General features: G+C 39.0%; 20 protein-coding genes. 13 read left to right on the forward strand and 7 right to left on the reverse strand.

Annotated elements, in window-relative coordinates:
* Positions 1-221: 221 nt before the first annotated feature.
* Together EA365_16780 and mutT are read left to right on the forward strand one after the other, a co-directional pair.
* Positions 222-587 (forward strand): DUF760 domain-containing protein, encoded by a 366-nt coding sequence (locus tag EA365_16780; GenBank protein ID TVQ41772.1) that lies wholly within the window; start codon positions 222-224, stop codon positions 585-587.
* The gene (gene mutT / locus EA365_16785; protein TVQ41773.1) at positions 568-975 is read left to right on the forward strand and encodes an 8-oxo-dGTP diphosphatase MutT; all 408 of its coding nucleotides are present in this window, start codon (positions 568-570) and stop codon (positions 973-975) included. Before EA365_16780 ends, mutT begins: the two co-directional genes overlap by 20 nt.
* Here mutT and gcvT read toward each other — a convergent pair.
* Genes gcvT through EA365_16805 form a run of 4 tightly spaced genes read right to left on the reverse strand, consistent with a single transcriptional unit; the run spans position 936 to position 5,842 of the window.
* Positions 936-2,075 (reverse strand): glycine cleavage system aminomethyltransferase GcvT, encoded by a 1,140-nt coding sequence (gene gcvT / locus EA365_16790; protein TVQ41774.1) that lies wholly within the window; start codon positions 2,073-2,075, stop codon positions 936-938. The genes mutT and gcvT overlap by 40 nt on opposite strands.
* A 15-nt stretch (positions 2,076-2,090) precedes the next feature.
* The gene (locus EA365_16795; protein TVQ41775.1) at positions 2,091-3,878 is read right to left on the reverse strand and encodes a ribonuclease J; all 1,788 of its coding nucleotides are present in this window, start codon (positions 3,876-3,878) and stop codon (positions 2,091-2,093) included.
* Between the two features lie 45 nt (positions 3,879-3,923).
* Positions 3,924-4,823, reverse strand: a complete 900-nt coding sequence (dapA, locus tag EA365_16800) for a 4-hydroxy-tetrahydrodipicolinate synthase (GenBank protein ID TVQ41776.1) — start codon at positions 4,821-4,823, stop codon at positions 3,924-3,926.
* Entirely contained in the window at positions 4,820-5,842 is a 1,023-nt protein-coding gene (locus EA365_16805; GenBank protein ID TVQ41777.1) for an aspartate-semialdehyde dehydrogenase, read from the reverse strand. The genes dapA and EA365_16805 overlap by 4 nt, the downstream gene beginning before the upstream one ends.
* A 119-nt stretch (positions 5,843-5,961) precedes the next feature.
* Between EA365_16805 and EA365_16810 the strand changes: the two genes are divergently transcribed.
* From EA365_16810 to EA365_16840, 7 genes are all read left to right on the forward strand, one after another.
* On the forward strand, positions 5,962-7,326 hold the full coding sequence (locus tag EA365_16810; protein TVQ41778.1) for a trigger factor: 1,365 nt from the start codon (positions 5,962-5,964) through the stop codon (positions 7,324-7,326).
* Positions 7,327-7,467: 141 nt separating this feature from the next.
* Complete coding sequence (gene clpP, locus EA365_16815; GenBank protein ID TVQ41779.1) at positions 7,468-8,169, forward strand: ATP-dependent Clp endopeptidase proteolytic subunit ClpP; 702 nt, start codon at positions 7,468-7,470, stop codon at positions 8,167-8,169.
* An 18-nt stretch (positions 8,170-8,187) separates the two neighbouring features.
* Positions 8,188-9,531, forward strand: a complete 1,344-nt coding sequence (gene clpX / locus EA365_16820) for an ATP-dependent protease ATP-binding subunit ClpX (protein ID TVQ41780.1) — start codon at positions 8,188-8,190, stop codon at positions 9,529-9,531.
* Positions 9,528-10,367: an alpha/beta hydrolase gene (locus EA365_16825; protein ID TVQ41781.1), complete on the forward strand. Its 840-nt coding sequence runs from the start codon at positions 9,528-9,530 to the stop codon at positions 10,365-10,367. Before clpX ends, EA365_16825 begins: the two co-directional genes overlap by 4 nt.
* Positions 10,368-10,685: 318 nt before the next feature.
* Positions 10,686-11,837, forward strand: a complete 1,152-nt coding sequence (locus tag EA365_16830; GenBank protein ID TVQ41782.1) for a hypothetical protein — start codon at positions 10,686-10,688, stop codon at positions 11,835-11,837.
* Positions 11,838-11,892: 55 nt separating this feature from the next.
* Entirely contained in the window at positions 11,893-12,648 is a 756-nt protein-coding gene (locus EA365_16835; GenBank protein TVQ41783.1) for a 4'-phosphopantetheinyl transferase superfamily protein, read from the forward strand.
* Positions 12,635-12,976, forward strand: a complete 342-nt coding sequence (locus tag EA365_16840) for a hypothetical protein (GenBank protein TVQ41784.1) — start codon at positions 12,635-12,637, stop codon at positions 12,974-12,976. Before EA365_16835 ends, EA365_16840 begins: the two co-directional genes overlap by 14 nt.
* On the opposite strand, the gene EA365_16845 is transcribed toward EA365_16840, so the two are convergent.
* A complete protein-coding gene (locus tag EA365_16845) occupies positions 12,973-14,229 on the reverse strand; it encodes a DUF1565 domain-containing protein (protein TVQ41785.1) in 1,257 nt (418 codons plus the stop codon). The two genes, EA365_16840 and EA365_16845, sit on opposite strands and share 4 nt — an antisense overlap.
* Positions 14,230-14,396: 167 nt before the next feature.
* On the opposite strand from EA365_16845, the gene EA365_16850 reads away from it, so the two are divergent.
* The 4 genes from EA365_16850 (at position 14,397) to EA365_16865 (ending at position 18,113) form a co-directional block, all read left to right on the forward strand.
* Positions 14,397-14,492, forward strand: coding sequence for a photosystem II reaction center protein T (locus tag EA365_16850; protein TVQ41786.1), 96 nt, complete (start codon positions 14,397-14,399; stop codon positions 14,490-14,492).
* 109 nt (positions 14,493-14,601) lie between these two features.
* Positions 14,602-15,090 (forward strand): transcriptional regulator NrdR, encoded by a 489-nt coding sequence (gene nrdR / locus EA365_16855; GenBank protein TVQ41787.1) that lies wholly within the window; start codon positions 14,602-14,604, stop codon positions 15,088-15,090.
* Positions 15,091-15,369: 279 nt separating this feature from the next.
* Complete coding sequence (locus EA365_16860; protein ID TVQ41788.1) at positions 15,370-16,374, forward strand: S1 RNA-binding domain-containing protein; 1,005 nt, start codon at positions 15,370-15,372, stop codon at positions 16,372-16,374.
* A gap of 182 nt (positions 16,375-16,556) precedes the next feature.
* Positions 16,557-18,113 carry a ferredoxin--nitrite reductase gene (locus EA365_16865; protein TVQ41789.1) on the forward strand — a complete coding sequence of 519 codons (1,557 nt, stop codon included), beginning with the start codon at positions 16,557-16,559 and terminating at the stop codon, positions 18,111-18,113.
* Between the two features lie 208 nt (positions 18,114-18,321).
* Here the strand turns inward: EA365_16865 and EA365_16870 are convergent, their stop codons facing one another.
* A complete protein-coding gene (locus EA365_16870; GenBank protein TVQ41791.1) occupies positions 18,322-18,822 on the reverse strand; it encodes a phosphoribosyltransferase in 501 nt (166 codons plus the stop codon).
* 168 nt (positions 18,823-18,990) lie between these two features.
* The coding region (locus EA365_16875) for a PEP-CTERM sorting domain-containing protein (protein ID TVQ41790.1) at positions 18,991-19,243 on the reverse strand (253 nt) is incomplete at its 5' end.

The following is a 19,243-nucleotide window of genomic DNA, read 5'->3' on the forward strand; positions in this document are numbered from 1 at the left end:
AAATAAGGACGCGATTCATCTCACGCTTATTTGAGAAAATAAAGCTTGAGGCTTCTCGCGGTTAAGCTAAGAAGAGGACTTGAATCCTTTGTCCACATTTTAACTTTATTTGGTGATTTTTGTCAATTTAAGAACGGTTTTCCGATCTAGGTTAATTCTCAAAAATAGTTACACTAAAATAGAAATAAGCAGCATTCTTAAAGGAGTAACAAGAGACTATTATGAATCAACATCCTAATCAGTCCCGTGAGTTTTTTGAGGGTGACAATCATGAATCAGGACTAGGATTATGGCAATATGTACAGTCATTAAGTCCTGAAACCATTGCTCAATTATCTAAACCCCAATCTAGTGAAGTTTTCCAAGTTATGGAGCGCAACATTATAGGTTTATTAGGTAATTTACCCTCAGAACACTTTGGCGTTAGTATCAATACTAGTAGAGAACATTTAGGAAGACTCTTAGCATCAGCGATGATGAGTGGTTATTTTTTACGTAACGCTGAACAAAGATTAAATTTTGAAAAATCCTTAGCAGGAAGCGATCTTTTTCCTTCTGACTCAGATCATGACCACCCAACCATCTAAACGTATCGGAGTCGCTGTCATTGCTGATCATCAAGGACGTATTCTCATAGATCGCCGACTCCCTACAGGGGTTATGGCGGGTTTATGGGAGTTCCCTGGAGGTAAAATTGAACCCTCAGAAAGTGTAGAAGCTTGTATCTATAGAGAAATAACAGAAGAATTAGGGGTCGAGGTGAGAGTTGGTGAACATCTCATCACCATTACCCATGACTATCAAATATTTACTGTAACTTTAATTGTACATCATTGTCAGATTATTAAAGGCGAACCCCAGCCTTTAGAATGTGCTGAGGTTCGTTGGGTTAATTTAACGGAAATAGATCAGTATAAATTTCCTGAAGCTAATTATCAGATTATAGCTACTTTGAGACGAGATTCACTGCGATAAAACGGTTTTTTAACTACTTTAGCCGGATATAATTTACCGCGGATTTCTACCTCTATCTCTTGACCAATTTTGGCTAATTTAGGGGGAAGATAACCTAGGGCGATCGCCTGATTTACCGTTGGACCTGGACTACCACTGGTTACCTTACCTACTATTGTACCTTGATACACTAAAGGATAATCATGACGGGCGATTTGTTTTCCTTCCATGACTAAACCTACTAAACGTCGAGATACTCCCTCTTTTTTTTGGGTTTCTAGTATTTCTCTCCCGATAAAATCACCTTTTTGATCTAGATGTACGATCCACCCTAAACCCGCTTCAATTGGGGTGGTGGTTTCGTCTATATCTTGTCCATAGAGAGACATAGCAGCTTCTAAACGTAGAGTATCCCTGGCCCCTAAACCACAGGGAGTGACTCCTGACTCTAGCAGCGATCGCCATAATTTTTGTCCTGCTTCGGCTTCTAGCATAATCTCAAAGCCATCCTCTCCTGTATATCCAGTTCTAGCTATAAATACAGGAGCTGAGTTAATAGTAGTGCTAAAATGACCAAAAGCACCTATTTTACTCAAATCTTCTTTAACTAGATTACCCAGTATTTGAGCTGATTCTGGACCTTGTAGAGCAATCAGGACGCGACTAGAAACGTCGCTAAACTCCACTCTATCGCTGTCTAAATGCTCTTTGAGCCAATTTTTATCTTTAGCTTTTGTCCCTGCGTTGACGATCATTACGCCATGGTCTAAACCTTGACTATTCTTACCTTGATAGTAAAAGATAATGTCGTCAATAATACCTCCTGCTTGATTAAGTAACACTGTGTATTGAGCTTGTCCTGGTTGTAAATTACTCAATTTTGAGGGTACTAAATACTCTAACTCCGAGATTAGGTTTTCACCCGCGAGTAAAAATTTACCCATATGAGAAATATCAAACATCCCTACAGCGGTACGGACTCGTTGATGTTCTTGTTTTAATCCTTCGTATTGTACAGGCATTTCCCAGCCTGAAAATTCAGTAAATCGGGCTTTATGAGCTAGATTTAGTTCATAAAGGGGAGTACGATTAAGAGAAGAGGAGGTTTCTGATTTAGCCACGATATCTTTGATTCCTTAAGAAGCGATGGAAGCAGTAGGACGTTTACGACGATATACTTTGGTATCTTCTTTGGTTACTTCGGGTTTGCCTTCTTTGTCGGGGTTTTCTGGATGTTGTAATAAGAACATCACTAGAGGTTGGGTTTGGGTTTCTCGTTTAATCAAGCGACTCAAACTTAACTCTATTTCCTTGGTTAAAGCCTTCCATTGTACCTGAGACTCACCGTTACTAGTTTCGCTAAAATCTGACCAACGTGTCTTAATAACTTTCTCCACATTGCGGATAATTAATTCTTGGAGTAGGGATTCTTTGATATTAGTAACTACTCCTTTGAAGTTAATTACGGGTTTGCTTAATAATGTACCGTTCCAATCTAGACTAGCAGCTACACTAATTACGCCATCGTCTGCTAGTTGTTGACGTTGCAGCATTACTTCTTGGTGGACAATACCCGCGCGATCTACTAATTTAATTCCTGAAGTTACAGCAGAGGCGATGGCTATGCTATCTTGGGTTAATTCGATCACATCTCCATTTTGGACGATTACCATATTTTCTTTAGGTACACCCATACTTTGGGCTGTTTCAGAATGTTTGATTAACATCCGATATTCTCCGTGTACAGGTACAAAGAATTTAGGTTTAGTCAAAGCTAACATCAGTTTATGATCTTCTTGTGCTCCATGACCAGAAACGTGAATACCGAGATTACGACCATAGACTACATTAGCTCCTAGTTTCATCAATCTATCGATGGTATTGACTACAGCGATGGTGTTACCTGGTATGGGATTAGCCGAGAAAATTACTGTATCTCCCTGACGAATTTTTAAGTCTCGGTGTTCTCCTTTAGAAATACGTGTTAAAGCTGATAAAGGCTCACCTTGAGATCCTGTGGTTAAGATTAATACTTGATCATCAGAGAGGTTATTACATTCTCTCATAGTTACGAACAAATCATCTTGACATTTGATATAACCCAAATTCCGCGCGTGGGCGATTACGTTGAGCATCGATCGCCCCACTAACCCTACTTTTCTGCCATGTTTAGCAGCTAGATTCAGGACAATATTAACACGGTGTACCGATGAAGCAAAAGTTGTTAACATAATTCTTCCTTCTGCTTTACTAAATACCCGATCTAGATTGGGATATACTGAACTTTCTGAGGGAGTAAATCCTGGTACTTCTGCGTTAGTGGAGTCACTTAATAAAGCTAATACTCCTTTTTCCCCATATTCGGCTAATTTCTGGATATCGAAATGTTCTCCATCTACTGGTGTATGGTCAAATTTAAAGTCTCCTGAATGAATCACTACGCCAATCGGGGTATGCAGGGCGATGGTAAAGCTATCTGCTATAGAATGAGTATTGCGCAGAAATTCTACGGCGAAATGTTCCCCTATTCTGACCATATCTCGTGGGCGAACTTTCTGTAAATTAGTCTTGGCTAATAATCCTGCTTCTTCTAGCTTATCCTTTAATAAGTTCATCGCTAGATGTGGACCATAGATTATGGGTATATCTATCTGTTTTAAATGATAAGCGATTCCCCCAATATGATCTTCGTGTCCATGAGTAACAATCATTCCCTTGATACGGTGTTGATTTTCTTGTAAATAACTCATGTCTGGTAAGACAATATTAACTCCGTGCATTTCATCTGTGGGAAAAGCTATACCCGCGTCTAAAAGAATTAATTCATCTTCGTACTCAAATATACAAGTATTCTTTCCTATTTCATCTAAGCCACCTAGGGGAATGATTTTTAGGGTTGGTTTTTGGTCTATTTTTTTACGCATATTACTCCTTATTGATTGTGTGGATCGTAAAAACTTGATTGTTGTTTATGGTTTGTTAATCAAGGCTAAATTGCTTAATACTTCTGCTAGTTGTGCTTCTAATTCTGAACTAATCTCAACCAGAGGGAGACGTAGTGACCCTACTGACCATCCTTGTAGTTTTAGTGCAGCTTTAACAGGGATGGGATTAGTGGTACAAAATAACACTTTAAACAAAGGATATAATTTTAGTTGCATCGCTACAGCTTTAGCTGTATCTCCTGTTAGGAAAGCTGTAAGCATTGCTTTAATTTCTTTACCTACGAGATGACTAGCTACACTTACCACTCCTATTCCTCCTACGGTTAACAGTGGTAGAGTCATAAAGTCATCTCCTGCATAAATAGCAAAAGAATCAGGAGTCAGGGTACGAATAGCACAGGCTGTATCTAGATTACCACTAGCTTCTTTAACTGCAATAATATTATCAATTTCTGCTAGTTTAGCTACAGTTTCTGGTGTTAAACTTTGTCCTGTCCTCCCAGGTATATTATACAACATCATCGGCAAATCTGGTGCAGCTTTGGCGATCGCCCGAAAATGTTCGTATAATCCTGCTTGGGGAGGTTTATTATAATAGGGAACTACTTGTAAGGAAGCGTCTAAACCAAGGGAAGCTGCTAGACGAGTGGCGGCGATCGCTTCCTGGGTACAATTTGAGCCTGTCCCTGCGATTATTTTAGCTTTTCCTGCTACTGCTTGTTTAACTACTTGGAATAATTCGTGTTCTTCTTCCCAACTTAAAGTAGGAGATTCTCCTGTAGTTCCACAGATAACTAAACTTTCACTGCCATTTTCTACCAAATAAGCTGCCAATTCCTCAGCCACAGCATAATTAACCTGGTTATCTTCAGTAAATGGTGTCACCATCGCGGTGATTAATCTTCCCAATAAAGGATCACTCATCTTGTTTTAACGCTTCTCGATACTAATAGTTCTGCTATTTGTACAGCATTTAAAGCAGCCCCTTTACGAATTTGGTCGCCACATACCCACAATTCTAAGCCATTCTCTAAGGAAATGTCTTGACGGATACGCCCTACCAAAACTTCATCTTTACCAGTAGCATCTATAGGCATAGGAAAATAGTTAGCTTGCCAATCTTCTACTAATTTTACTCCCGGCGCTTGAGCTAGAATTGCTCTAGCTTCACTCACAGCCAAAGGACTATCAAACTCTAGGTTAATCGCTTCTGAGTGAGCGCGCAATACTGGTACTCTAACACAGGTCGCACTCAATTTAAACTCAGGTTCATTAAAAATTTTCCGTGTCTCATTAACCATTTTCATCTCTTCTTGACAATAACCCTGTTCGTTGAGAGGAGAGTTATGAGGGAATAAGTTAAAAGCTAAGGGATAGGGAAAGGCTTTAGTTGGAGGGGTTTTTCCTTGTAAAATTGCTTCAGCCTGACGAGTTAATTCTGCCATAGCTTGCGCACCAGCTCCACTAGCTGATTGATAGGTAGAGACGATCAGACGTTTAATCGGGTTGACTCGATGTAAGGGCCACACACTTACACCCATGATGATCGTGGTACAATTAGGATTGGCGATAATCCCTTGATGAAGGGCGATCGCTTCGGGGTTTATTTCTGGTACAACTAAAGGAACATCAGGACTCATCCTAAAGGCGCTAGAATTATCTACAGCTACAGCTCCTGCTTTTACTGCTATGGGTAACCAAGTTTTAGAAATTTCTCCACCTGCAGAGGCTAAAACTAAATCTATACCCTCAAAAGAATTTTCGGTTAACTCTTCTACTTTTAAGGATTCCTGTTTAAATTGTACAGTTTTACCCGCGGAGCGAGATGAGGCTAATAAACGTAACGAGGCGAGCGGGAAATTGCGACTTTCTAATAACTGGAGCATTTCTGTACCAACAGCGCCAGTAGCCCCTAATATAGCGACACGTAGTTCACCAGACAAATAAATTTCCTCCCCAAACTAAAAATATGATATTATTGTAAACTGTTAATTTGTCTCAATTAAGCTAGGATATCATAATAGAGACAATTTTGGTTGAGCAAAATAGAGAGAAAGTATTCATGAAAGTTACCCAGGAAAAGCTTCCTGATAGTCAGTTAGGTTTAGAAATAGAAATTTCCGGCGAGAGTTCTCGTCAAAAATATGCTAAAAAGGTACAAGAATTAGTTAAGTCGGTAAATATTCCAGGTTTTCGTAAAGGTAAAGTACCTCAACAAATTCTCCTACAACGTCTAGGAGTAGAAAGAATTAAAGCAGCAGCTTTAGAAGAATTAATCCAAGAAAGCGTAGAAGAGGCGATCGCTTCTGAACAAATACAGTACATCGGTGGGTTTAAGTTGCGCTCCAATTTTGAAGAATTAGTCCAACAATACCAACCAGGAGAATCTCTAATTTTCAGTGCGTCGGTAGAAATACCCCCAGAAGTTGAACTACAAGACTATAGCAATATCAGCGTTAAAGCTGAAGAGACTCTCTATGACCCTACAACAGTAGAGAATATCCTAGCTGAAAAACGCTCCTCTAAAGCTACTCTAGTTCCTGTAGAAAATCGTAGCGCACAATTAAATGATTTAGCAGTAATCGACTATAAAGGTCAAGAAAACAAAGAAGAAACCCTAGAAGTAATCGAAGGGGTAGAAGGGGAAAACTTTGAGATGGAATTAGTCACAGAGAAATTTATCCCAGGTTTTGTCGATGGTATAGTGGGGATGAATATCGATGAGACTAAAAATCTGACTCTGACTTTTCCTGAAGATTACCCCAGAGAGGATCTCCAAGGTCAACAAGTAATCTTTACGATTACTCTAAAAGAATTAAAAGAACAAGAATTACCCGCTTTAGATGACGATTTCGCCCAAGAAATCAGCGAATTTGCCACCATAGCCGAGTTACAAGCTTCCCTAGAACAACAATATCGGGAACAAGCGGAAAAAGAGACTAAAAGCGCCTGTCATAACGCGATTTTAGCTGAATTGGTCACCAGAAATGAGATTCCCATACCAGAAAGTCTGATTGAGGAAGAAGTCAACCAGATTCTGACTCAAACGGCGATGCAAATACAACAAATGGGTGTAGATGTGAAAAAAGTGTTTACACCAGATGTACTTCCTAATTTACGTGAAAATGCTCGCCCTGATGCTATTAAACAAATTAAAGAACGTTTGATTGTCGCGGCGATCGCAGCTAAAGAAGGAATTACCCCCGATTCAGCAGCGGTTGAACAACGGATAGAAGAGGTCAAAACTCAACTAGAAGGACAAAATATCGACGAAGATCGTCTCAAAAAAGTAATTTTAGAGGAAATGACCACCGAAAGTACTCTCAATTGGCTGCAAGAAAGAGCAACAATAGAATTAGTACCTAAAGGATCTTTAACGGAGGAAACAGAAAGTACAGAAGAGACAGAAAGTACCCCAGAAGAATAACAGAGTTCAATAAGGTTAGAGTAGATAGGTGTATTACTACACCATGTCTCTCTTATTGGGTCATCTGTTGATTCCTATCCTAATCTGTTATGATGAAGAAGTGAGCAAAATTCGTGAAAAATCACTCTTATAACTAGCCATATGCTTTACTCTGAGTCATCTTATCCTGCCAACACAAGTTATTACAAAAAAGATATATACTCCCTAAGTCACAATCAAAGCCTTAAAAATATTATACCTGTAGTAATTGAACAATCAGGTTTAGGGGAAAGAGCATTTGATATCTATTCCCGACTATTGAGAGAAAGAATAATCTTTATCGGGACACCTATAGACGATGATATCTCCAACTCAGTAACAGCACAATTACTCTTCTTAGAAGCAGAAGATCCCGAAAAAGATATTCAAATCTATATCAACTCCCCTGGAGGTTCAGTTTACGCGGGCATGGCGATTTATGATACCATGCAGCAAGTACGCCCCGATGTAGCCACAATTTGCTATGGAATAGCTGCTAGTATGGGTGCATTCCTACTCTCAGGAGGAGCAAAAGGAAAACGCATGGCTCTACCTAACGCGCGCATGATGATTCACCAACCCCTAGGTGGCGCTCAAGGACAAGCTTCTGATATTCAAATTCAAGCTCAAGAAATTCTGTTCATTAAGAAAAGATTAAATCAATTATTAGCTGAACACACCGGACAACCCTTAGAAAAGGTTAGTATAGATACAGAACGAGATTTTTACATGTCTGCACAAAAGGCAGTAGAATACGGTCTAATCGATCAAATAATCTCTAAACCAGGTGTTTATCAACCTGAAGTTATCGTAGAATCAATATAAAAAGCTAGAGAGGCGAATATGGCAAAGTACGACTCCCATCTAAAATGTTCATTTTGTGGGAAATCTCAAGAACAAGTGCGCAAACTAATCGCAGGTCCAGGTGTATATATATGCGACGAATGCGTAGATTTATGCAATGAGATTTTAGATGAGGAGTTGGTAGAGCCAACCAAAAATGACGTCGCTCAACCTACCCCAGGAGAATCTACTCCCCCTAAACGTCGCCGTCAACAAGAAACTTTTGCTCACCGAGAAATACCTAAACCCAAAGAAATCAAAGATTATCTCGATGAACACGTAATTGGGCAAGAAACGGCTAAAAAAGTCTTATCAGTAGCAGTTTATAACCATTACAAACGCTTGAGTTTAGTCCAAACTAATAAACAAGCTAATAGTCTCAAAGAAGATAATGTCGAGCTGCAAAAGTCTAATATCTTGTTAATCGGTCCGACAGGTTGTGGAAAGACTCTTCTGGCTCAAACTCTAGCTAAAATCTTAGACGTACCATTTGCTGTAGCTGATGCAACTACTTTGACAGAAGCGGGTTATGTGGGAGAGGATGTAGAAAATATTCTCTTACGATTATTACAGGTAGCAGATTTAGACGTAGAAGAAGCTCAACGAGGTATTATCTACATAGACGAAATCGATAAAGTAGCTCGTAAAAGCGAGAATCCCTCCATTACTCGCGATGTCTCAGGAGAAGGTGTACAACAAGCACTGTTGAAAATGCTAGAGGGAACGATTGCTAATGTACCACCACAGGGAGGCAGAAAACACCCCTATCAAGACTGCATCCAAATCGACACCAGTAATATCTTGTTTATCTGTGGGGGAGCTTTCGTCGGTTTAGAAAAAATTATCGAACAACGTTTAGGGAAAAAATCTATAGGCTTCATTCATCCTGGAGAAGGAGGAGCAAAAGAGAAAAGAACCGCTAATTTATTGGCAAATCTAGAGCCAGATGATTTAGTCAAATTTGGGATGATTCCTGAATTTGTAGGACGTATTCCCGTCATGGCTTCTCTAGCACCTCTAGATGAAGAAGCCTTAATCTCTATCTTGACAGAGCCTCGCAATGCCCTAGTTAAACAATATCAAAAACTCTTGCAAATGGATGGAGTCAACCTAGAGTTTAATTCAGAAGCACTCAGGGCGATCGCCAAAGAAGCCTATAGACGTAAAACAGGGGCGAGAGCTTTACGAGGTATTGTGGAAGAATTGATGTTAGATATTATGTACGAGTATCCATCATCTCAAGAAAAAGGTAGTTGCGAAATCACCAAGGAAATGGTAGAAAAACGCTCAACCGCAGAATTACTACTACATCCCTCTTCTCTCCCTAAACCAGAATCAGCATGAGAGGATCAAGAGAGCAAATAATCACAGTGGGGGGTATCCCCCATTATTGTGAATGGGTAACAAAGGATCATAATCAAGTCAATAAACCAGTTATGGTGTTTGTCCATGGTTGGGGAGGCTCTCTACGATACTGGCGTAGTACTGCTCAAGCCCTAAGCGATCGCTTTGACTGTTTGCTCTACGATTTACCAGGGTTTGGAAAATCTCCCACCGCTAGTAACTTTAACTATGATTTAGAAAACTACGCCGAAGACTTAAAGGAATTACTAGATAACCTCAATCTCCCTAGGGTTTATCTCAACAGTCACTCTATGGGTGCTTCCATCGCTGCAATCTTTGCTAGTAATTACCCCGAACGTGTGGAGAAATTGATTTTAACCTGTAATGGTATATTTACGTACAATAAGTTAGCTTTTGAGACTTTTTATCTCTTTGGTGGTTATGTAGTTAAGTTTCGTTATCACTGGTTTAAGCAAATTCCCGGGTTAGATCGCCTGTTTATGGCAAGATTTCTCCATCGTACCATCCCGAAAAGCGATCGCCTAGCCTTTCTAGAAGATTTTCTCATCGCTAATCAACAAGCCGCTTTAGGTACTATCTACACCTCTGTCAGTAAAAAAGCGGTAGAAACTATGCCCCAAAAATTTGCTCACTTAAGCATCCCTACTCTACTAATTTCTGGGGAAAAAGATATCATTATTCCCGCTAATCTAGGACGTCAAGCCGCGGATTTAAACCCTATAATTACCTACGTAGAAATCCCTCAAACCGCTCATTTTCCGATGTTAGAGGACTCAGTAAGCTATCTACAGACAGTTAGAGAGTTTTTGGAATAGGAGTTAGGTGTTAGGTTCTATTATTCCTATACATCATACTCAGAAGCTCCCTGCTCACCTCTCCGACATTCCCTATTCTCTGAGTGCCTCATTCTTAATTCTAAACTCACATCCTTTTATCATAACTATTACTCTGAACCAGAAAAAACCGTATTTATACGTAAATAATTAAATCTTTACAAAATTTTACATTTTTTTGCGTAAAAACACTTGCTATTTTAGGTATAGTCCTATACACTTAGAGTGTAAGTAAAAAGAATTAAATAAATTCACTTACAAAAAATACGGAAAATACTTATAGGAGTGAAAGATTGAATTATGACTATTATTAAAGGTTTTACTGTTGCTGATTGGTTTAACAATAATCCTGCTGTTGAAACAATGATCGCTAATCCCGCAGGAAACGGTGATACCGATATCGTTACAGTTAACAGAGATGATGACTATAGTAGCTTTAGTTCTGTATTTGACGCACCCTCTAGAGATGGATTAATCTCTTCTACTGCTCCAGTTACAGTAACAGTGGCATCTCCCAATAATCCTGGGATTACAGCAGAATTTGGACCAGGACCAACCTTCGGTATTGGTGTTAACACGACTGAAGTTATCGGTAAGCCTGGAATCACTACAGCACCAGAAGAAATCGGTTATTATCAACAAATAACCACAGCCGATAAAGGGGACTCCTTGACCATTCAATTTAATAGACAGTACTCTACAGGTGGAACAGATAGCGGCATTGTTTTTAGCTACTTTTATTCTGGAGAAAATGGTACTGGTGAAGTCATGAGTTATCAGTTATTTGATGACGGGGAGCTTCAACATACTGGAACTATCAGAGCTGAAGATACTAGTACTTTTGATTGGCAGAATATCCCTAATGCGACCAGAGCAGGTGTTTTTCATTATAAATTTTCTAGTGATAACGTTGTTAAAGAATTCGATGAAATACGCATCATAGCGGGTGATGGTCTCAACCCTGACGGTACGGACGCTCTTCTAGAAGCTATTGTAGCTACTGATGTTGGACCTGCTACACCCGATGAAGATCCAGATCCCATTACTCCTGTTGACGGTTTGATCAACTTTAAACCTACTTCTAATCCTAGTGCTTTTAACTTCACTGGTAATGGTGTAGTACCTGCAGCTATCATGGGAAATGGTACTCTCAATTTAAATAATGTAGATAGAACTAGCGTTCGTCTTGCTTTTGACCTTGATGAATTATTAGCTGGTAATGGAGTTGCACCTAATCGATTCAATAGAAACCTAGAAGATTTGAACGCAGACGGTTTTGTTGATTTACAATTCTTCTTCGGTACAGCAAGCTTAAGAAGTATTAAAGATCAAATTCCTGCTGGTGCTGATCCTGATAACATCCCTCTATTTATTTCCTTCAAAATTGGTGACCAACTATTTGTCGGTAGTAATCCTATTGATGATCCTGTTAAAGTAGCTGGCGGTTTGTAAAATCAAGTTAAATAAGTTTTTAAAAGTGTTTGTCTAAGATGACGAGCACTTTTTTATGATAAATTTTACCTGCTACCCAAAGCGCCAAAGCGATCGCATGAAACCAATTAATCTCGGAACTTTTGAGGTACATATTTGGTCTATTTATGTTAGTCAATCTCAACAATCAATCCCTAATTTGCAGAGTATATTAACACCAACAGAACTAAACAGAGCCAATGGTTATAAATTGCCCAAACCGAGAGATACTTTTATTACTAGTCGTGGCTATCTGAGGATAATTTTAAGTAAATATCTACAGATAGAGCCTGCAGAGATAGAATTTGCCTATACAGCTAAGGGTAAACCCTATATAGCTGGTAATTCTACCTTAGAGTTTAATCTATCCCACTCCGAAGACTTGGTTGTTTACGCTATCACTGAGAATCAACCCATTGGGATTGATGTAGAATACTTACGCAAATTCCCTGATGCGGTGAAAATCGCTACCAGATTTTTTGCTCCCGAGGAAGCAGAATTTATCAGTAATTGTCCCGAGACAGTACAATCTCTAGCTTTTTTTCAGGGTTGGACTAGTAAAGAAGCAGTGTTAAAAGCAACGGGAGAGGGTATCGCTGATGGATTAGCTAAACTAATCGTCGAATTAAACCCCCTCCTTCCTCCTAGGTTACTCAATAGTTCTGCACCATGGTTTCTGACTAAAATTATACCTGCACCGGGATACTTAGCAATTGTGGCTACAAACGCTAAAATAGATTGTCGAATGTTCAATATCTTTGATTTAGAGGATAAATACCATGAAATTAGCTAAATTGTTCGCTCTAGCTTTGGCAATCTCTCCTTTTTACCATCAACCAGCCCAAGCCTTTAGTGTTTGTGGTTTGAGACCTCCTGAAGCTAGCTTTAAAACCGAAAGTCGCTTAGTTACTATTTGTATCGGTGAAGCTAGTTTTCAGATGGTGATTACTTTCCATGATGGTACTGGTTATGAAATCTTTCCCGTCATAGAACGGGAGGGTAATACGTTTAGAGCTAGTAGTCAGGATGGTATCCGTAACTTTATTATCGATGATAGCACCTTTGTGATCGGTACTGATGGAGAAATGCCTATTCGGGAAAAAGTGCTCGAATCTAACTAATCGATTAGCATAATTATCTCTTTTAAGCCCAACTCTTTTAAATCTTCTAAAACCTGTTGGGCGTTTTCCCAATTAGAAAATAAACCAACTTGTAAAACTCGTTGTCCAGAATAGACAGTAGCAAATGCGCCAGGATATAATGTTCTGATTTTACCTTCTTGTTGATCATTAACAGAGACAATGACTCGATAACTAGTCGTCACAGGAAGAGGTGGGGGATTCTCAGGAGCTGGAACAGGTATATATATTGGACTATCTCCCGAATCAACTACTAGAGAATTACCAAAATCTAAAGATCCTTCAAAATCTCCTGATAACTGTGTACCAACCGCTAATATGGTATTGTCAGTTAAATTGCGAATATCTAAACCACGATTACTGATAAAGAGGTTATCACCAGATTCGCTAGTAGTACCTAAGTCAACTTGTGCATTAGCGATCGCCACTAAACCATGTTCCGTTGACTGTTCGATCACATTTTTACGTAAAGTACCTTGAGCATTTCCTTCGAGGATAACTCCGATACGATTACCAATAATTTGATTATTTTCTAACTGGATTTGACCATTTTCCATCACACTAATACCAAAACCAGTTTTTTCGAAGGTATTATCCCTTACATCAATTGTACCTTTACCATAGACAACTAAACCATTCCCTCGATTATGAAAAAAATGGTTTCTACTAATAGTAGCCTGACTCTCCCCATTTACGGCTATTCCTGAGCCACCATTACGAGTAAAGGTATTGTTGGTAATTTCTAAATTAGCTGATTCTAACCATAAACCATAACCTCGATCGTGGGGATTGGTGACTGTTACTCCTGTTAACCTTCCTTCCGAAGTAGCAACAATAGTTACACTTTGTCCAGCACCTGTAGGACTAATATAGTCACCACTACCTCTGATAATTATATTATGTCCTTGACTGCGAGGCGAACCCTGAATAGTCACATTATTTAAGATTAAAGGGAAAGTTTCCCCCGACTCCACACTGTAAGTACCAGGAGAGAGCATAATGATACTATTAGGACTAGCCAACATTAAAGCCTGAGTAATCGTCCGAAAAGGAGAATTTTCACTACCCCTACCCCCTTGATCATCTCCTTGGGTAGGATGAACGTAGATTACCTGATTGTCTGAAACATTATTACTGATAGTTAGGGTTGGTGAGTTAACAGTTGTCGCCACAGCTTTAGGTATTTCTAACCTAATCAGCAATAATAAACTAAGAGATAAAATTTTGAGCATCATGACTAATTTTTAAAATTCTCAAAAAAATAGATCTAAAACCCCGTCCTAAAAGGACGGCTTTGTGTTAATATTAGTCCATAGCGTTAACAGCTATCTGTAGTTCATAATCCTCTCACCTAAAGGTTACGGGACTTCGTTAAAAACATTGTAGATTAGAGATTTAAAACATGGAAAGCGCTGCTTACATTTTAGTATTAACCCTAGCTCTTGGTGTCATCTTTTTCGCGATCGCCTTTCGTGAGCCTCCTAGAATCAGCAAATAGTCGTTAATCAGGTTCAAATAACTTAATCTTTTGAGATTTTGCCTTCTAGCCGTATTAAACTATCTTAAACTATAGTTAAGATAGAAATAAAACGGCTAATTTTTTGATTATGCAATGTCCTTCCTGCCAACATAGTAATAGTCGCGTGTTAGAATCCCGCTCTACCGAAGGGGGAAAAAGTATCAGAAGACGTCGAGAATGTTTAAACTGTAAACAAAGATTCACCACCTATGAAAGAATCGAATTTGTTCCCTTGACTGTGATTAAAAAAGACGGAAGTAGAGAATCATTTGATCGCTCTAAAGTTTTACGAGGAATGGTGAGAGCTTGTGAAAAAACTGGAATTTCTCCTAGTCATCTCAATAGTTTAGTGGATGAAATCGAAACAAAAGTACAACAACTTCCCCAAAAAGAAATCACTACTAAAGCCATTGGTAAATTAGTTTTAACATTACTCAAAGAAGAAAGCGAAGTCGCTTATATTCGGTTTGCTTCTGTTTATGAAGAATTTCAAGGAATCAATGACTTTGTTGCTACCCTAGAAAATCTCAAATCTACCCAAGAGTCTCAATGGCATTATTCTTTATCAGAAGCCTAAATTAACCTACTCACCCCTATATTGATTAAAAAAGATAAAAATACCAGAGGCAAAAAAACTGATTTTTGCTTTATAATATTATTTGTGCTAAAAATAAAGGTTAGGCTCAATGACAAGCTAACGAATCTAATTAATCTTATAATCGTGATTGTCTCGTTTGTCAAGACGATTAAACTCAGATTAACTTAGATTGCTCAAGACTGGAGACAACTGTTGGAGTGTAAATCAGCAGGAGGCACAGCCACGACAAAAACAATTTTAATAGGAAATAACAAGTACATGGTCAATCAGGAAACAAATAATACAAAAATAAGTTTTACTCACGAAGATTTTGCCGCTCTTTTAGATAAATATGATTATCACTTTAGCCCTGGTGATATAGTACCGGGTACAGTCTTCACTATGGAACAAAAAGGAGCACTGATTGACATTGGCGCTAAAACAGCGGCATTCATTCCGATTCAAGAGATGTCAATTAATCGGGTGGATGACCCCTTAGAAGTATTACAAGCAGACGAAACTAGAGAATTTTTTATACTATCTGACGAAAACGAAGACGGACAATTAACCCTTTCCTTACGTCGTATTGAGTATATGCGCGCTTGGGAGAGAGTTCGTCAGTTACAAACAGAAGACGCTACTGTACGTTCTTTAGTCTTTGCGACTAATCGCGGTGGAGCATTAGTTAGAATAGAAGGATTAAGAGGTTTTATACCTGGTTCTCATATTAGTACCCGTCAAGCTAAAGAAGACTTAGTGGGACAAGAATTACCCTTAAAATTTTTAGAAGTAGATGAAGAAAGAAACCGTTTAGTTTTGAGTCATCGTCGCGCTTTAGTCGAGAAGAAAATGAATCGTCTCGAAGTAGGAGAAGTAGTAATTGGAGCAGTGCGCGGAATCAAACCATATGGAGCATTTATCGATATTGGTGGAGTCAGCGGATTACTACACATCTCAGAAATTTCTCACGAACACATAGAAACACCCCATACCGTGTTCAACGTCAACGATGAATTAAAAGTAATGATCATCGATTTAGATGCAGAAAGAGGACGCATTTCTTTATCTACTAAACAATTAGAGCCCGAACCAGGTGATATGCTCAAAGATAAAAATATAGTCTTTGATAAAGCCGAAGAAATGGCGGAAAAATATCGTCAGAAACTCTCAGAAGTAATCACAGACGAAGAAGTCCCCTCTTTGGAAATTGAAGCCAATAGCGAAGATACAGAAATCCCTTCAGCGATAGAAGAAGATTTAGCAGCTGTTAGCTCAGAAGAATAACACAAAATCGCACAAGAGGGTTTAATCCCTCTTTTTTTAGCTTCGATAAAAAGCATTATGATTATGCAATAAACGCAAATCGGCAGATATTTAGTAAATAAAAATACAAATTATCAGAACTTAAATTTGTAACCTATGTTTAGACTGAAAGTTTTTTAAACTAAAAACATAGGATAATAAAGATGCAAACCGCTGATAAAGCAGAAATAAAATTACATAAAATAGAACAAGCCAAACTGGAAAAACCAGGTTTAGCGGTAAAAGAAGAATTAGAACATTTTGCTCAAATTGGTTGGGAAGCGATGGACAAAACTGATTTAGAAGTCCGTCTCAAATGGTTAGGCATTTTCTATCGTCCCGTAACACCAGGTAAATTCATGTTGCGTTTACGCATTCCTAACGGATGTTTAACAGCGACACAAATGAGTTATCTAGGAGAAATCGTCCAACGCTATGGGGATGATGGTAGCGCTGATATCACCACCCGTCAAAATATCCAACTGCGAGGAGTACGTTTAGAAGACATTCCCGCAATGTTTGAGCGCTTTCAAACCCTAGGATTAACCAGTATTCAATCAGGTTTTGATAACGTGCGCAATATCACAGGCTCTCCAGTAGCTGGTATAGATCCCGATGAACTCATCGATACTAGAGAACTAGTGCAAAAACTACAGGATAAAATCACTAACCATGGTGAAGGTAATCCCGAATTTGCTAACCTTCCACGAAAATTGAATATAGCCATTGAAGGAGCAAGAGATAACTCAATTCACGCCGAAATCAATGATATTGCCTTTATTCCGGCTTATCAAGAGGGAGAATTAGGCTTTAATGTGATTGTTGGGGGTTATCTGTCTGCTCAACGTTGTGCTGAATCAATACCCTTAAATGTGTGGGTAAGAGCTAACGATGAGGTGATAGACTTATCCTGCACCATTTTAAAAGTCTATACAGAACATGGTTTAACTGCGGGGTTACGCCAAAATCGCGGTAAGTCTAGATTGATGTGGTTGATCGATAAATGGGGTGTAGAGAAATTCCGCGAGGTTGTTGAGGAAGAACTCGGTAAACCCTTAGCTAAAGCAGCAGCTGAAGACGAAATTACTGAAGATAAAAAAGACCATCTCGGAGTCTATCCCCAGAAACAAGCAGGTTATAGTTATGTAGGTTTACACGTTCCGATGGGGCGTTTAAACGCTCAACAAATGTTTGATGTAGCTAGATTAGCTGAAGTTTATGGTAATGGAGAAATTCGTCTGACTGTAGAGCAAAATATGATTATTCCCTACATTAAAGATGAAAATCTGACTACTTTTTTAGCTGAACCCTTGTTAGAGCAATTTAGTATTAATCCATCTACTTTAACTCGTTCTGTGATTTCTTGTACAGGTGCGCGTTATTGCAACTTTGCTATTATTGAAACTAAACAAAGAGCTTTAGCTTTAGCCCAAGAATTAGACCAAGAATTAAATATCCCCGAAAGAGTAAGAATACATTGGACTGGTTGTCCTAACTCTTGTGGACAAGCTCAAGCCGGTGATATTGGTTTAATAGGTACTAAAGTCAGTAAAAATGGTAAACGCGGTGAAGGAGTTAATATTTATACAGGAGGAAAGGTAGGGAAAGAGGCTAAATTAGGTAGTCTATTTGCTAAAGGGGTTGCTTGTGATGAACTCAAATCCCAACTTAAAGAGGTGTTAATCGAACAATTTGGCGCTACTCCTAAAGCTAGTGAGTAAGTAAATTTGCTCAAACTTCCACACTCTAGGGCGCAAACTTTGTGCCCTATAAGTTATGAAACCCACTAATAGTCTAACTATTCGGGAGTTTCCTCTTCCGGAGTTCCCTTGGAAAGTAGCTCTATATTAATTTTGGGAGCCAAAAATTCCCTACACCCCACACCGTACACCCTACCTCAACCAGTAACCTTTGTCTTCAGATACCTACTTACCTACTTAAATCTTTTGGACTCATCAGCTCATAGCGCTCAAAAGGTTGATGTATCCAAGGATTATCGGGAAGATAATCAACATAATAATCAGGAGTAATGATACTAGCACCTTTTACCCAAATCACCGCGGTGCGTATCTCGTCAATGTCTTGGTGAAAATTAGCTAACAACCAATCTACACTACGTTGTAAACTCACTCCTGAATCAGCCAAATCATCCACTAACAAAACTTTATTACCTAATTTAGGTTCAAGATTTAATAATTGTTCAGCGATGGTAATTTCTCCTCTAGTGCGGTTACCGTCACCCCCATAGGATTTAGCGTAGAGAATAGCTAAGGGTTGATCAAAAAGACGACAAAAAATATCACCTATGCGTAAACCACCTTTAGCAATACAGACAATTTGATTAAATTCCCAACCTGATAGATAAATTTGACGAGCGAGGATTTCAATTTTCTGATGGTAATCAGCCCAAGAAATATATAATTCTGACATATCAAGAAAGTAAATAAAAGCAATTAAATATAAGAACATCATAGCGAGTGAAGCGGAACGAAACGAAGGTATCCCAAGGTCTTCATAACTATGATAAGGGTTAATAACCAAAAAACCTACCCAAAAGAGTAGGTTGTTCAAATTACAGTATTTTAGCTACATAAGAGCTTATTTTTTAGACTTGCGCCACATAAATCCTGCTCCTAGTAAGAGGGAAGCGAGAATAGAAGTGGGCTCAGGAATAACCTCATCATCTCCTGGGAAAATCGGAGGATCTGGATCAGTGATAGGAGGTAATGGCTCAGGGATAGGAGGTAATGGCTCAGGGATAGGAGGTAATGGCTCAGGCTCGGGTTCGGGAGCAGGTGGCTCAGGCTCGGGTTCGGGAGCAGGTGGCTCAGGCTCGGGTTCGGGAGCAGGT

Origin of the sequence: Gloeocapsa sp. DLM2.Bin57, assembly GCA_007693955.1 — a bacterium.
In the GTDB taxonomy this organism is placed as follows: Bacteria; Cyanobacteriota; Cyanobacteriia; order Cyanobacteriales; family Gloeocapsaceae; genus Gloeocapsa.

Bases quoted from the DNA above. Each gene is read 5' to 3' on its own strand.
- EA365_16780 (TVQ41772.1), top strand. From the start codon at position 222: ATGAATCAACATCCTAATCAGTCCCGTGAGTTTTTTGAGGGTGACAAT.
- mutT (TVQ41773.1), top strand. From the start codon at position 568: ATGACCACCCAACCATCTAAACGTATCGGAGTCGCTGTCATTGCTGAT.
- EA365_16795 (TVQ41775.1), bottom strand. From the start codon at position 3,878: ATGCGTAAAAAAATAGACCAAAAACCAACCCTAAAAATCATTCCCCTA.
- dapA (TVQ41776.1), bottom strand. From the start codon at position 4,823: ATGAGTGATCCTTTATTGGGAAGATTAATCACCGCGATGGTGACACCA.
- EA365_16810 (TVQ41778.1), top strand. From the start codon at position 5,962: ATGAAAGTTACCCAGGAAAAGCTTCCTGATAGTCAGTTAGGTTTAGAA.
- clpP (TVQ41779.1), top strand. From the start codon at position 7,468: ATGCTTTACTCTGAGTCATCTTATCCTGCCAACACAAGTTATTACAAA.
- clpX (TVQ41780.1), top strand. From the start codon at position 8,188: ATGGCAAAGTACGACTCCCATCTAAAATGTTCATTTTGTGGGAAATCT.
- EA365_16825 (TVQ41781.1), top strand. From the start codon at position 9,528: ATGAGAGGATCAAGAGAGCAAATAATCACAGTGGGGGGTATCCCCCAT.
- EA365_16830 (TVQ41782.1), top strand. From the start codon at position 10,686: ATGACTATTATTAAAGGTTTTACTGTTGCTGATTGGTTTAACAATAAT.
- EA365_16835 (TVQ41783.1), top strand. From the start codon at position 11,893: ATGATAAATTTTACCTGCTACCCAAAGCGCCAAAGCGATCGCATGAAA.
- EA365_16840 (TVQ41784.1), top strand. From the start codon at position 12,635: ATGAAATTAGCTAAATTGTTCGCTCTAGCTTTGGCAATCTCTCCTTTT.
- EA365_16845 (TVQ41785.1), bottom strand. From the start codon at position 14,229: ATGATGCTCAAAATTTTATCTCTTAGTTTATTATTGCTGATTAGGTTA.
- EA365_16850 (TVQ41786.1), top strand. From the start codon at position 14,397: ATGGAAAGCGCTGCTTACATTTTAGTATTAACCCTAGCTCTTGGTGTC.
- nrdR (TVQ41787.1), top strand. From the start codon at position 14,602: ATGCAATGTCCTTCCTGCCAACATAGTAATAGTCGCGTGTTAGAATCC.
- EA365_16860 (TVQ41788.1), top strand. From the start codon at position 15,370: ATGGTCAATCAGGAAACAAATAATACAAAAATAAGTTTTACTCACGAA.
- EA365_16865 (TVQ41789.1), top strand. From the start codon at position 16,557: ATGCAAACCGCTGATAAAGCAGAAATAAAATTACATAAAATAGAACAA.
- EA365_16870 (TVQ41791.1), bottom strand. From the start codon at position 18,822: ATGTCAGAATTATATATTTCTTGGGCTGATTACCATCAGAAAATTGAA.